The organism is Megasphaera sueciensis (assembly GCF_050219315.1).
Taxonomy (GTDB): domain Bacteria; phylum Bacillota; class Negativicutes; order Veillonellales; family Megasphaeraceae; genus Megasphaera_A; species Megasphaera_A sueciensis.
Map to the genome: position 1 here is coordinate 657,301 of NZ_CP116939.1, position 13,992 is coordinate 671,292.

General features: G+C 38.9%; 9 protein-coding genes and 1 riboswitch. Of the genes, 7 read left to right on the forward strand and 2 right to left on the reverse strand.

Annotated elements, in window-relative coordinates:
- Positions 1–21 precede the first annotated feature (21 nt).
- The gene (locus tag NXG62_RS03170) at positions 22–1,461 is read left to right on the forward strand and encodes an Rne/Rng family ribonuclease (RefSeq protein WP_427113541.1); all 1,440 of its coding nucleotides are present in this window, start codon (positions 22–24) and stop codon (positions 1,459–1,461) included.
- Positions 1,462–1,508: 47 nt separating this feature from the next.
- On the forward strand, positions 1,509–2,882 hold the full coding sequence (locus tag NXG62_RS03175) for a lipase family protein (protein ID WP_427113542.1): 1,374 nt from the start codon (positions 1,509–1,511) through the stop codon (positions 2,880–2,882).
- An 82-nt stretch (positions 2,883–2,964) separates the two neighbouring features.
- On the opposite strand, the gene NXG62_RS03180 is transcribed toward NXG62_RS03175, so the two are convergent.
- Positions 2,965–3,690 (reverse strand): SIMPL domain-containing protein, encoded by a 726-nt coding sequence (locus NXG62_RS03180; protein ID WP_322351613.1) that lies wholly within the window; start codon positions 3,688–3,690, stop codon positions 2,965–2,967.
- A gap of 107 nt (positions 3,691–3,797) precedes the next feature.
- Positions 3,798–3,901, forward strand: a riboswitch (TPP riboswitch).
- A gap of 55 nt (positions 3,902–3,956) precedes the next feature.
- Here NXG62_RS03180 and thiC point away from each other — a divergent pair.
- A complete protein-coding gene (gene thiC, locus NXG62_RS03185; RefSeq protein WP_427113543.1) occupies positions 3,957–5,264 on the forward strand; it encodes a phosphomethylpyrimidine synthase ThiC in 1,308 nt (435 codons plus the stop codon).
- Between the two features lie 62 nt (positions 5,265–5,326).
- Here the strand turns inward: thiC and ppx are convergent, their stop codons facing one another.
- Positions 5,327–6,856, reverse strand: coding sequence for an exopolyphosphatase (ppx, locus tag NXG62_RS03190; RefSeq protein ID WP_427113544.1), 1,530 nt, complete (start codon positions 6,854–6,856; stop codon positions 5,327–5,329).
- Between the two features lie 165 nt (positions 6,857–7,021).
- Between ppx and NXG62_RS03195 the strand changes: the two genes are divergently transcribed.
- The 4 genes from NXG62_RS03195 to NXG62_RS03210 all read left to right on the forward strand — a co-directional run bounded on the left by NXG62_RS03195 (position 7,022) and on the right by NXG62_RS03210 (position 13,983).
- Complete coding sequence (locus tag NXG62_RS03195; protein WP_322351614.1) at positions 7,022–8,566, forward strand: hypothetical protein; 1,545 nt, start codon at positions 7,022–7,024, stop codon at positions 8,564–8,566.
- 9 nt (positions 8,567–8,575) lie between these two features.
- Positions 8,576–10,636 (forward strand): polyphosphate kinase 1, encoded by a 2,061-nt coding sequence (gene ppk1, locus NXG62_RS03200; protein WP_427113545.1) that lies wholly within the window; start codon positions 8,576–8,578, stop codon positions 10,634–10,636.
- A gap of 101 nt (positions 10,637–10,737) precedes the next feature.
- A complete protein-coding gene (locus NXG62_RS03205) occupies positions 10,738–12,441 on the forward strand; it encodes a sigma-54 interaction domain-containing protein (RefSeq protein ID WP_427113546.1) in 1,704 nt (567 codons plus the stop codon).
- Positions 12,442–12,681: 240 nt separating this feature from the next.
- Complete coding sequence (locus NXG62_RS03210) at positions 12,682–13,983, forward strand: acetyl-CoA hydrolase/transferase family protein (RefSeq protein ID WP_427113547.1); 1,302 nt, start codon at positions 12,682–12,684, stop codon at positions 13,981–13,983.
- The last annotated feature ends 9 nt before the right edge of the window (positions 13,984–13,992 follow it).

Consider the following 13,992-nt stretch of genomic DNA (forward strand, 5'->3'; position numbering starts at 1 on the left):
TTTTGCAAAGGTGTGTAACTCATGAAAATGCTTATAGGCAACGTTATGGCAGAAGAAACGCGTATGGCTGTCGTGGAAGAGGGTGTATTGCGTGATTTCGCCATTGAACGAGATGATGAAACCCATATAGTCAACAATATATATAAAGGTGTTATCAAAAATATACTGCCGGCTATGCAGGCTGCCTTTGTTGATCTAGGCCGTAAAAAAAATGCATTTCTGTATTTAGGCGATATATTTCCTCGTGCCGCCACAAAGGAAGAGATACAGCAAACGCATATCTCCGTAGGGCAAAACATTCTTGTCCAAGTAATCAAAGAAGAAACGGATACGAAAGGACCAAAAGTTACTGCTAATATTAGTCTTGCCGGGCGTTATGGTGTACTCATGCCGACAGTAGATTATATCGGGGTATCGAAAAAAATCCGCGATGAAGCGGAACGAACCCGTCTGCGTACCATCGTAGAATCTGTGAAACCTGGGGGAATGGGGTTAATTATCAGAACCGTAGCCAAAGGTGTAGATGAAGAAGAATTGCTGCACGATATACATTACCTTCTTGGTACGTGGGCGGGGATACAGCGTCGTTATAAATTAGCTAAAAAACCAACCTTGTTATATCGTGAAGCTGATTTAGTAATGCGTATGATTCGTGATTATTTTACATTTGACGTAAAAAAAGTAATTGTTGATGACAAAGATTCCTATGAACGCATATGTCAGCTTTTTACAGGTACCAAAGAGTCATGGCTGGGACGTATCGAATATTACGAAGGCCAGCAGCCTGTATTCGAAGCTTATCAAATTGAGGAAGAAGTACGGCGGTTGAAATATCGGAAAGTAACACTTCCTTCAGGAGCGACGTTAGTTTTTGACCGAACAGAAGCGCTGACAGTTATTGATGTAAACTCGGGAAAATATACAGGAAACAGCACTGTTCAAGATACTATTTTTTATGTTAACAAAGAAGCTGCTGTGGAAATTTCCAGGCAGTTGCGGCTTCGTGATATTGGCGGCATTATTATTATTGATTTTATTGACATGGCGCTGCCTTTCCAGCGTGAAGAAATACTGCGGATTTTAGAACGAGAAACCGCTGCCGACAGGATGAAAACACGTGTTTTAGGTATGACAGCACTGAATTTGGTAGAAATTACCCGAAAAAAATCACGGCAGGGACTTCATCAAGTCCAATTCAGTTCCTGCGACGTATGTGGAGGAACAGGATACTTATATTCCCCCGAATCTGTTGCCATCCAAATAATTCGTCGGTTGCGTGATATGGTACATGTTCGTCATATCAAAGGAAATTTATTAATTCAAGCACATCGGGATGTGTTATCTATTTTACAAAATAAAAAGCGTAAAGCCGCTATGGAACGGGAACTGGCACGTTCGTTGTTTTTTGAAGAAAGTACTCATGCGAATCGTGAAGTTTTTACCATTTTATCTCATGATTAATCCGATGATAAATGAATATTCACTGTAAAACACCTGCAGGGGGGACTATGATACGATATCTTTTGGCTTTCTTCATAGGCTTTATTTGTTTTTTCCAGGCAGTACCTATTACTGCCTATGCGCAGCAGCCTTCTGGCCCGCACATAGGCAGTAAATTAGATAAGGCGTATAAACAATATATCTGCGCATGGGCATCGTTAGCCGCGTATGATGGGCGCGTGCAAGAATTGGCTCGTTCCGAACTGTCACAGCATGGCTGGAATGTTATCGGGTTTCACCGCAATACAGATAAAGCGGATGCAAAATTTTATCTTATCGGGGGCACATCTGCTCAAACCGGGGATAAAATGCAGATTTTGGCGATAGCCGGAACTGAAAATGACAAAGACGTTGCGTCAGATATAAAATTTCGCAAGGTCCCTTTTGGCGGCACTGCACTTGCTGCATTTAATACTATTACCGATAGCGGACATAGTACTACATCACAAGTGCCTATGGTTCATCAAGGGTTTAACGAATATATGAACACTGTATTTTCTACTCCCGTGGGCAAGGAAGGAAATCCCCTGGGAGAAAGCCTTGCAGATGGACTTAAAAATAATCCGAAAGAACATATATTGCTGACTGGGCATAGCTTAGGCGGCGCAGTAGCTACCTTAATGGCAGCGAGGCTTATTGATATCGGAGTACCGGCCGGGCAAATTGAAGTTATTACATTTGGAGCTCCCGCAGTAGGAAACCAAGCATTTTCCGATATATACGGAAAAGAGCTATTACTGGATCGTGTTGTAATAAAAAATGATCCGGTAAAGGGAGTATTGCAAACGATCACTTCCGGTGAATATAAACAATTAGGTGAAAAAACAGAATGGTACCGGAATCCAAATTCTGACCGATTTTTTCATGCTGTTGCACTTTATGCGGATGCCGCATTACGAAATTACTATGATATCAAAAATAGCGTTCCTGCTGAGGTAAATAAAATAGTTGGTAGTATTGCGGACTCACCGGTTGTTTATGCTGGGCCTATTTCGTTTCAACTTGATGAATGTATTCAAAATGATGAAAGATATATACGGCAAGTTGTACAAGATGAACTGCGCAGAAAATTTTCCGGCCATATTATTTTTTCATCAGGTAAGGCTCGGAGTTTGGAAACCGTGTGTACAGAAGCTGCTGTTGCTGGCTATTCTTACATTTTGTTGGATTTCATCAAGGGCGTACGGATGAAAAATACACCATACCGATTTAAACTATCATTTTTAGAGGAAGTTTTTGATACTGCGGGAAATTTAGTAACAACGAGCGAATCCATTACAGATACAGCAGAGATGACACCTATTGAAGCGGTATTATATCTTCAAGCAAAAGCGCAGGTTTCTTTGCCGATGTTATCGCATCGGGAGAAAAAAACAGCTTAAAAAGACCGGACATGCAACGTACGGCAGAGTAAAAAACTCTTCAAGGGTACGTTGCATTCCGGCCTTTTTGCACTCTATTGACTTATTGTAAATAGAATGTAATGTCGACTGATTCGCTAACTGTATTGGAACCACTTTCAATGGGCGTATAGTCAGCCCGTTTTACGGATATCAGCGATGAATTCATGGCAAAATTAGAACCGTAGGACGGTGAATTCCCAGAAACGTTGATTTCTTTTACCTTTCCTAGTGTCCCGCCTGCTGCCAAAGCAGCAGCTTCTGCGGCGCGTCTTCCATTTTGAACCGCCTCTTTGATCAAGCTGTCTTTTACAACATCACTATGTTCGGTCAAGAACTGGACCCCGTAAATTTGGTTAGCACCTGCGGTTTCAGACGTATTGATTACGTTTGATATAAGATCAAAATCAGTGATTTTGATCCGCAGCGCATTACTGACGGTATACGATATAATTTTTCTGTTTTTTCCATTGTCATAATTAGGTGATACCGTAAAACCGTTTGTACGTATATCCATTTTATTTATTCCCATGTTTTTTAAGGAATTTGTGATTTGCTGCATAATAAGATTATTTTTTTGACGAGCTTCTGAAGCATCTGTTTCCGTTGTTTCTGCACCTACTGTAATGAGTGCCGTATCCGGAACAACTTGTTGTTGTGCATAACCGGTCACGTGAACGATAGATTCTTGTGCAGGCTGCTGTGCTTCTGCCAGTGTTGGCAAACAACTAATTGCGGCCGATATAAACAAAGCCGACATAATAGTATTTTTCAAAAGGGTATGTTTCATAATAATTACCTCCTATTGTTGTTATTATATCACGGTCTATGAAATTTGACTATTTTCAAAAAAAATTTGCATATACGGCATATCTATAATATAATATAAGCAAATAAAATAAGCGCTAGGGGTGCCATTATTGGCTGAGATAACATATTCTGTTTGTCCCTTACAACCTGATGTAGGTAATCCTACCGTAGGAAAGCATTTAATTGATTGATATATTAGAAGCTCACCTGCGATGGTGAGCTTTTTTTTAGGAGGAAGATACATATATGAATTACACAACACAGATGGATGCTGCACGTAAAGGTATTATAACGAGTCAAATGCGTATTGTTGCAGCAAAAGAACAAATGTCCGTAGAAACATTACGGACATTGATTGCCGCGGGGGAAGTCGTTATTCCGGCCAATAAAAATCATAAAAGCCTTGATCCGGAAGCGGTAGGAAAGAAATGCCGTACAAAAATCAATGTGAATCTGGGTGTCTCTAAGGATCATAATGATTATGATGAAGAATTGCAAAAGGTACAAAATGCCATTGATATGAAAGCGGAAGCTATCATGGATTTGAGTTGTTTTGGCAAAACACGTGATTTTCGTCGTAAACTTATTGACATGTCTACCGCCATGATTGGTACGGTTCCTATGTATGATGCAGTTGGGATGCTTGATAAGGATTTAAAGGATATTACGGTAGACGAATTTTTCTCTGTTGTTCAGCAGCATGCAGAAGACGGCGTTGATTTTATGACTATCCATTGCGGTATGAATCAAAAAACTGCAGAGCGCATAAAACGTAATCCACGGCTAACAAATGTTGTATCTCGCGGTGGGTCACTGTTATTTGCCTGGATGGAAATGAACAAAAAAGAAAACCCTTTCTATGAATATTATGACCGGCTTCTTGATATTTGTGCAGCATATGATGTGACTATTAGTCTGGGTGATGCCTGTCGACCCGGATGTACGCATGATGCGACAGATGCCGCACAAATTGAAGAACTTATTACCCTGGGTGAATTAACTAAACGTGCCTGGGAAAAGAACGTGCAGGTAATGATTGAAGGTCCGGGACATATGGTATTAACTGAAATTGCAGCTAATATGAAATTGGAAAAACGGTTGTGTCATAATGCACCGTTTTATGTATTAGGCCCTTTGGTAACAGATATAGCGCCTGGTTATGATCATATTACCAGTGCTATAGGCGGAGCTATTGCGGCTTCCTGCGGTGCTGATTTTCTTTGTTATGTAACTCCGGCAGAACATTTACGTCTTCCTGATGTGGATGATGTAAAAGAAGGCATTATTGCTGTAAAAATTGCAGCACATGCGGCTGATTTGGCAAAAGGCATTCCCGGGGCCCAGGATTGGGATGATGCAATGAGTAAAGCCCGTGTCGATGTTAATTTTGATACGATGATACAGCTTGCCATAGATCCTGTAAAAGCCAGAACGTATTATGAATCCAGCAAACCAGAGTGTGAAGGCACTTGTACTATGTGTGGTAAAATGTGTCCGGCTCGTAATATGAAACGTATTCTGGCTGGTGAAGATATTACATTAAATGAAGATTAAATATTAAATGATAAAGCGCCGCTTCCCTCATCATTATCAGGGAGCGGCGTTTTATTGATGAGCTATTTCCAAATAAGCAATAGCGTCATTTGAAATTCTTTTTTAAATTGTTTTAAAAGCTGGTTCATCTCATAATCGGCGGCACTTGTGACTGCTCCGGGGGTAGTTGTTAATACTAATACGATAACATGTTCGGCTATTGTCAATGATACATCCAGTACAATGTGTTCATATGTAACATCAGCAGCTTCTGCTAAAGCCAGCAGCGTCGATAATTTCCGGATCATGATCCAATCTTCTGCTGTCGGGACATTGGAATAGCGATAAGCGCGTACGGTTTTGTTACTGATGCCGTGATGAAATCCGGCGATACAGGCAGTGATAATTTGTTCTTTTTGCGTTAGGCCATATAAGGAAGCATGGCCAATCATAAATGCTGAATTACGGGCGTGATCATAGTAATTGATGACTTTTCCTACATCATGGAGACGTGCAGCCGTAACTAACAAGCGTCGTTCTGTTTCGCCATATCCATGGATATCTTTTAGCAAATCAAAAAGGCGTTCGGTAATTTGACATACTTTGTTTACATGCTGATAATCTATATTATCTAACGTTCGCAGAAAATTAGTTGAACTGAAATCTAAAATATCTGTATTCCAGCCTTTTTTTAAATGACAATACGTACTATAATATTCAAAAAACAAGCCTTCCCGCAGACCATGGCCGCTAATCGTTAATTCATTATCCTGCGTCAGTTCAAAAAGGCATCGAATTACAGCAGCACCCGCAACGATAATATCAGCTCGCTCGCCGGATAATCCGGCAATTTTCTTTCTATTGGCATATGATTTAGTTATGACCATGGCGTACAGATTTTCAAAACGTTCACGCGGCAGTTGATAATTATGTAACTTAGGCAAAGGATAGTTTGTCGCTTTTTGATCCATTTTAGCTAGATTACGTACCGTTCCGCCGATACCAATGAGTGGCAAATGCGCACTTTTAAGCCAAGAAACCGTATCCATGTAGTGACGAATGAATGTTGCGCATTCTTGCATGTTTTCCGACGCTATATTGTTCTGCAACTTAAATTTTTCCGTAAGTGTGACCGCTCCAATAGGAATAGAAACAGCATGTTTTACAATACTGTTTTGAACCAAGGATAATTCCACGCTGGCTCCGCCTAAATCAAAAAGGATAAAGTCCTTCATGGCAATTGTATTGATCACACCTAGATATCCAAGATATGCTTCGCGCTCTCCCGAAATAATATCAATATGAATTCCTGTTTCATTTATTATTCGGTTCAAAAACATTTCTCCATTTTTCGCATTACGGACGGCGGCAGTTGCCACGGCTAAGCAGGTGTGAATTTTCATGACATGCATCATATGCTCATACACTTTAAGACAAATCATGGCACGTTCCATTCCATCTGCACTTAAGCATCCGGAAACAGATAATCCTTCACCCAGACGAATACTTTCTTTTTGCTGATATAACATAGAGTATGAATTATTATCAGCTATTTGTATGACTACAAAACGGATTGAATTTGACCCCATATCAATGATAGCTAATTTTTCCATATTTTTCCTCTCTTCAAGAATCCATTTTTATTATATATACATATTATTTATATATTCTACATTTTATTTTACATAAAATGTACGGAAAGATAAAGGATAATCTGTAAATTTCATGTATAATATATATAGTACAGGAACTACAAAAGAAATAAGCGAGGTGTTTCCATGAATAAGGAAATACAGTATTTGTTTGGCATCATTCATATTGGGTCAGCACGCATGACATTACGGATCATATCAGGTTCTTCCATGGACGATATGGAAGTAATAGAAAACGTTACACACGAAGTCGATTATGGGGAAGAGGTATTTCAGACCCACCGTATCAGCTTTCGTTCTTTGAATTCCATGTGCCGTATACTAAGCGGTTTTCATCAGCTCCTGAAAGATTATGGCGTTGAAGATGTAAAAGTGTTGGCAACGACTTCTGTACGGGAAGCAGAAAATAGTTTGAATGTTATTGATCAAATCTATATACGGACAGGATTTCATGTCGATATACTGGATATGACAAAAGAAATATATTATAAATTTTTCGGCTTATATTATTCCGTTCAAAAACATCATATTGATTTTGCCGGGGAAGCGGTACTGCTGATGGATATTACTTCCGGTGGATTGGGATTGACCGGCTGGCAGGCTGGAAAATTACTATTTCAGCAAAACGTACATATCGGTGCACTGCGGATATTGGAAAACTTTGATAAAAAACAGCGTTGTGAAATAACATTTCCCACTGCTGCCCGTGAATATATCCACAGTACCTTGTCTCCGCTGTGGGTCAGCGTAAAAAAACACCATGTTAAATATGTCATTTTATCCGGAATAGAAGCTAACTTGATCGGCAATTTGATGGGTGAAAGAATGAGGAATGGCATATGTTTAATTAAGTCACATGAATTCTTCGCATTTGTTGATTCTTTTGACGGAGTTACTCCCTTTAAATTAATGCAGCGTTTTCATCTTTCTGAAAACAGGGCCAACGTAATTATGCCGACTATTTTATTGTATTACGAGCTGTTCCGTGTTATTGATATAGATGTGATTCTTTTAATGGGAATTACTTTTACGCAGGGATATTCCATGTTTTATATTGCTGACCGGGGAAATGATCTATATCTTCGCAAGCAACGTGTTCTGCTCTTGGATTTAACTCGTACGATTGCTTCTAAATATGTATCTGATCAGACACATTCGTCCCGAATAGAACAATTTACTACTATACTGTTTCATAGCTTATATAAACAAATCGGCCTCCCTCATCATACTGGTTATTTATTGAGATTAGCCGCTATTTTACATGAAACGGGAAAGTTTATTAACATGCGGGGACATAATCGATGCACCTATGAGCTTATTATGGCAACAGATATATTTGGCATAACAGACGAAGAAAAAGAAATCGTGGCCAATATAGATTATTATTCGTATAAAGGCACTCCCAGCAATGGGGATGCAAATTATCGCTCTTTAAATCCGACACAAAAAATAATTCTTATAAAACTAGTGACTATTTTTCGATTAGCTGATGCACTGGATGCCGGCCACAATGGAAAAATAAGCCGGATTATGGCAGAAATCCGTGAACGAAATCTGGTAGTCAACTATGTATCTGATTTTGATGTTTCCTTAGAACGCTGGACTTTTAAAAAAGCTGTTTCTGGATTTGAAGAAGTATTTGGTTTGACACCTATATTGGTGAAAGGTTAGGTGAAAATAATGAATTTTCATGATGCAGCGTACTATTTAAATAGAGAATCTACTTGGCTGAAGTTTAATGAACGAGTATTAAATGAAGCCATGGTAGAATCTAACCCGGTATTGGAACAACTTAATTTTATTGCCATAGCCGCCTCCAATATGGATGAGTTTTTTATGATTCGGGTGGCAGGAGTAAAACATCTCATAGAAAGCGGTGTGGACCACCACGATATTGCCAATATGACACCGCAGGAACAATTTAATGCCATTGAATCCATGGCCCATATATTAGTAAATGAACAATATCGATATTTGAGCATTATAAGGAATAAGCTGCTTACCAAAGGTTTGCAATTTATTGCGGTTCGTCAACTTACAGAAGAACAAAAGATATGGCTGAATACTTTTTTTGAAAGTGAAATATATCCAGTTGTAACTCCGATGGCTGTTGATTCCAGTCATCCTTTTCCTTTCCTTTCTAGTCTTAGTTTAAATCTTGCCGTTCTTTTGCGGACAAGAAAAGACCCTGCCGTGCGTACAGCAGTACTTCCGGTACCATCTGCTGTTTTAGATAGAATTATTAAAGTTCCCGGTACAGAAAGTCCTGAGAAATTTTTGCTTTTAGAGGATATATTAAGCGCGTATGCTAAACATTTTTTTCACGGCTGTACCATTTTAGAGGTAACTCCTTTTCGTGTAACCCGGGATGCGGATCTGGATATTGACGATGATGTAGAGGATTTATTGACAGAAGTAGAAAAGTCTTTAAAAAAAAGACGCAAGGGAGCTGCTGTACGTTTAGAGCTTGCTTATAACGCAAGTCGTACGATACGCTTGTTTTTATCCCATGAACTGCAGCTGGATGATCAAGATATTTACATGATAAATGGTCCGCTGGATTGTAAAATATTTGCGCATATTCATGGATATGACTATTTACGATATAAGCCATTTACACCGCAGCCCGCTTATGAATTGGCTGCCGCACCTGCAGCGGACTTTTGGGAGGCCGTTTCATCACGGAATATTATGGTTCATCATCCCTTTGAGGCATTTACCATAGTTGAAAATTTTATTCGTTTAGCTGCCTCTGATCCTCATGTTTTGGCTATTAAGCAAACCTTATACCGTGTCAGCAATGAATCTCCTATTATTGCGGCTTTAAGTGATGCTGCGGAAAACGGTAAACAAGTAACGGTGTTGATGGAGGTCAAGGCTCGTTTTGATGAAGCGAATAATATTTTGATGGCTCGTAAACTGGAAAAATCGGGTTGTCATGTCATATACGGCATACAAGGCTTAAAAACACATTCAAAAATTACACTGGTAGTAAGACGGGAAGAAGAAGGCATTAGACGATATGTGCACTTGGCTACCGGGAATTATAACGGATTAACGGCTAAAATATATACAGATATCGGTATTTTTACGAAAGATCCATTGATTGGCATTGACGCTTCCGCATTTTTCAATCTGTTGTCAGGTTATTCGGATCCTCCTGTTTGGAATAAATTTGTAGTAGCTCCTTTAAATTTAAGAGAACGCATTATATCTGAAATAGATCAGGAAATAGCTATTGCCAAGACAGGCCAACCGGCAAAAATTATAGCCAAAATGAATTCTCTGTTAGATAAACATGTTATTGCTAAATTGTATGAGGCTTCCTGTGCCGGTGTTAGAATTAAATTAATCATAAGAGGAATTTGTGTACTGCGCCCAGGTATAAAAAATGTTAGCGAGAATATCACGGTTCGCAGTATTGTCGGACGTTTTTTGGAACACAGTCGTTTATTTTATTTTTACAATAATGGCAGGGAAGATGTGTTTATTTCATCAGCAGATTGGATGCCGCGTAATCTCGATGAACGGGTAGAATTGATGATTCCTGTCGATTACGAATTGCATAAACAAAGAATTAAAGAAATTTTGCACCTGTATTTGGAGGATAATGTAAAAGCATATTGTATGGAAGCTGATGGTTCATACCATAGAGAAGAAGTTTCTGATCCAAGGAAAAAAGTATATGCTCAGCTTACGTTATTAAAAAAAGCAGAAGAACGAATCAAGCAGCTTGAATAATGCTGCTGTATTATATATATTTCGCTATATTATAATAGTATTATACAGAAAGCTATACAGACCCATTTTGATTTTCCGGCTTTAAAAAGGAGAAAATCGATATGAAAAACACACTATTGCATTTTACTACCCGTGATTATGAAAATGTCATCAATGCTCTATATTGCTCTATTCTCATTGTAAATCGAGACGGACATCCTATTTATTATAATTTGGCAGCTCAAAAATTAGCAAAAGAATCAAATGTAAATTATCAAGAACTATTGGCAAAACTATCAGAACAAATTGATATAGGCAACGGGCAGGGACGTTTTTCTATTGATAATCGAACGAATTGGATCATTTGTAATATTTATCCTTGGATAAATAGAGAGAAACGTAATGGGAGCATTTTGGTCTTGCATGAATCCGGCCATGCTGTATGTGCATCACAAGAAGTTGACATTTTAACTAATACCTTGAAAGAAATTGATGCCATTATTGAATCTGTTGCAGACGGTGTTATCGTAGCAGATGGCGCGGGCATTATTATTCGTATCAATAAAGCGGTAGAACGAACTTTTAATGTACATCGCAATACGTTAATCGGACAGTCTTCCACCCTGATTGTCCAAAAAGGTGTTTTTAAAGAAGGTATTGTAGAAAAAGTTTTACAGCAGCAGGATAAAGTAATCGTAGCCTCTGAATATGCCGGTAAAAAATTAATTTATACGGGAATCCCAAGCTTTAATGAAAAGAAACTTACCTGTGTCATTGTAACCATTCAAGATGTATCGGCAATGAATATGCTTAGACACAAACTCGAGAAACAGGAGTTGGCCATGGCTGATTATGTACGGGAAATTGCCAATATGAAAAGTAAAGATACCGTCCATGATACTATTGTTGTCCATAGCAAAAAGATGACCCGTATTATGGAAATCATTAACGTAGTTTCTTCTGTTGATTCTACAGTTCTTATTACCGGTGAATCAGGGACTGGCAAAGAACGAGTTGTTGATGCAATCTACCAGCATAGTAACCGAAATATGAAACCCCTTATTAAAATCAATTGCGGAGCTATTCCCGATACATTATTTGAATCTGAATTATTCGGATATGAACATGGTTCTTTTACGGGTGCCCGTAAAAATGGTAAAATCGGTTTTTTTGAACTAGCTAACACCGGAACCCTATTGCTAGATGAAATCGGTGAATTAAGTCTAACTTCACAAGTAAAATTACTGCGTGTTATTCAGGAAAAAGAAGTATTGCGTATTGGTGGAAGTAAGCCGGTTCCCATTGATGTCCGCATCATAGCGGCTACAAATCGCAATTTGTGGAACATGGTGAAAGAGGGGACGTTCAGGCAAGATTTATATTATCGTTTAAATGTGATCAATATTGACGTTCCTCCATTACGTGAACGACGAGATGACATTATTCCGTTAGCAAGATATTTTGTTGAAATGTATAATGAAAAGTACAAAAAAAATAAAACATTATCATTAGCAATATGTCATGCCTTAGGAGAACGAAATTGGCCGGGCAATATACGGGAATTGGAGAATGTCATTGAAACGATGGTAGTTCTTGTTCCCGGAAATTTACTTTTGCCCGAACATTTGCCTCAAAAAACAACAGAAGACGACAAACCCGGAATTGTTGTTCATGGAATACAACCAATGAAAGAAGCTGTACATGATGTAGAACGGCAATTGTTGATGCAGGCCGCTAAAAAGTATAAAACCACCAGAGAAATTGCGTATGCTTTAGGGATAGATCAGGCAACGGTTTCTCGCAAAATGAATAAACTGTGCCGATGATGCATACCGGCATTATTTGATGCATTTTTTTCATCACGCTAAATATTGTTACCTAAGGAGATTAAAAATAATACGCCCTCATGTTGATGTATTTTTGCATCAACATGAGGGCGTATTATTTCTTAGACCGTGCGTCTGCACGGTGAAATAGAGCTTTTTTGTATTTGGCATACATATTTCATATAAATAAATGAAATATATATGATATGCCGGCAATTTTTTTAGGGAGGAGTGATGACAATGGATACTTGGAATAGGATATATGAAAAGAAAAAAATGTTGCCGCAGGAAATCGCAGCACAATTTAAAACAGGTGATATTTGTGTCAGTAATGGACAAGTCACGGAACCCATAGGAATATTATCTGCTTTGACCGCATACGCCGAAGCCAATAAAATGACGGATATATATCATTATATTCTGCTGCCCCTTCGCAATCAGTCGTATATGGCGGCGGGCATGGAGAAATATATACGTCATGTTTCCCATTTTGTCAGTGCGTTTGATCGTGAAGCGATTTGGCAGGGACGTGCTGATTATTTGCCTGCTAATTATAGTCAGGTACCCTTAGTATGGAAAGAAATATTAGGTGCTCCTGATATATTTTATGCAACCGTTTCCCCTATGGATAAACACGGATATTTCAGCTGTGGTACAGCGGCGGATTTAAGTGATATCCGCAAACGGGCAAAGAAGATTTTTCTGGAAGTCAATCCTACTATGCCGCGTACGTTTGGATCTTTTATTCATATTACTGAAATTGACGGACTTATGGAAAATAATACGCCTATCACCGAAGTAGCATCACCGCCTATTACCGAGGATGATTTAAAAATCGGAGGAATGATTGCTGACATGATTCCTGATGGAGCAACGCTGCAATTAGGCATAGGAGGTATACCCAATGCGGTAGCGAAAGCCTTATCTTCAAAAAAGGATTTAGGCATCCATAGTGAGATGTTTTGCGACAGTATGGTCGATTTATATCGAATGGGTGTCATTACGAACGAACGAAAAAAAATACATCCGGGAAAGTCGGTTGTAACATTTACCTTTGCGTCTCGCGGCACCTATGATTTCATTGATGATAATCCTGCTGTTGAATTTTTACCCGTTGATTATGTCAACGATCCAAGAATTATTGCACAGAATGATAATGTTATTTCTATTAATTCTTGTATGGAAGTAGATTTATTTGGACAAGTATGTTCAGAAACTATGGGGATGATGAATTATAGCGGAGTAGGCGGGCAAGTCGATTTTATTCGCGGGGCGGCCGCATCTAAGGGCGGAAAATCTTTTCTGGCATTTAAATCTTCTGCGAAAAAAGGCAGCTTGTCAAAAATCAAACCGATTCTTACGGAAGGTTCTTGTGTCAGTACAACCAGAAATGATGTCGACTATCTGGTGACAGAGTTCGGTGTGGAACGACTGAAGGGAATGACTTGTTCACAGCGGGCAAAAGCTATTATCCGTATTGCACATCCTGCTTTTCGTGAAGAGCTGACGGCAGCTGCAAAAAAAATGCATTTAATTATTTGACAAAATAGT

What these genes read in the sequence shown, in the direction of transcription:
- NXG62_RS03170 (WP_427113541.1), top strand. Translation starts at nt 22, where the DNA reads ATGAAAATGCTTATAGGCAACGTTATGGCAGAAGAAACGCGTATGGCT.
- NXG62_RS03175 (WP_427113542.1), top strand. Translation starts at nt 1,509, where the DNA reads ATGATACGATATCTTTTGGCTTTCTTCATAGGCTTTATTTGTTTTTTC.
- NXG62_RS03180 (WP_322351613.1), bottom strand. Translation starts at nt 3,690, where the DNA reads ATGAAACATACCCTTTTGAAAAATACTATTATGTCGGCTTTGTTTATA.
- thiC (WP_427113543.1), top strand. Translation starts at nt 3,957, where the DNA reads ATGAATTACACAACACAGATGGATGCTGCACGTAAAGGTATTATAACG.
- ppx (WP_427113544.1), bottom strand. Translation starts at nt 6,856, where the DNA reads ATGGAAAAATTAGCTATCATTGATATGGGGTCAAATTCAATCCGTTTT.
- NXG62_RS03195 (WP_322351614.1), top strand. Translation starts at nt 7,022, where the DNA reads ATGAATAAGGAAATACAGTATTTGTTTGGCATCATTCATATTGGGTCA.
- ppk1 (WP_427113545.1), top strand. Translation starts at nt 8,576, where the DNA reads ATGAATTTTCATGATGCAGCGTACTATTTAAATAGAGAATCTACTTGG.
- NXG62_RS03205 (WP_427113546.1), top strand. Translation starts at nt 10,738, where the DNA reads ATGAAAAACACACTATTGCATTTTACTACCCGTGATTATGAAAATGTC.
- NXG62_RS03210 (WP_427113547.1), top strand. Translation starts at nt 12,682, where the DNA reads ATGGATACTTGGAATAGGATATATGAAAAGAAAAAAATGTTGCCGCAG.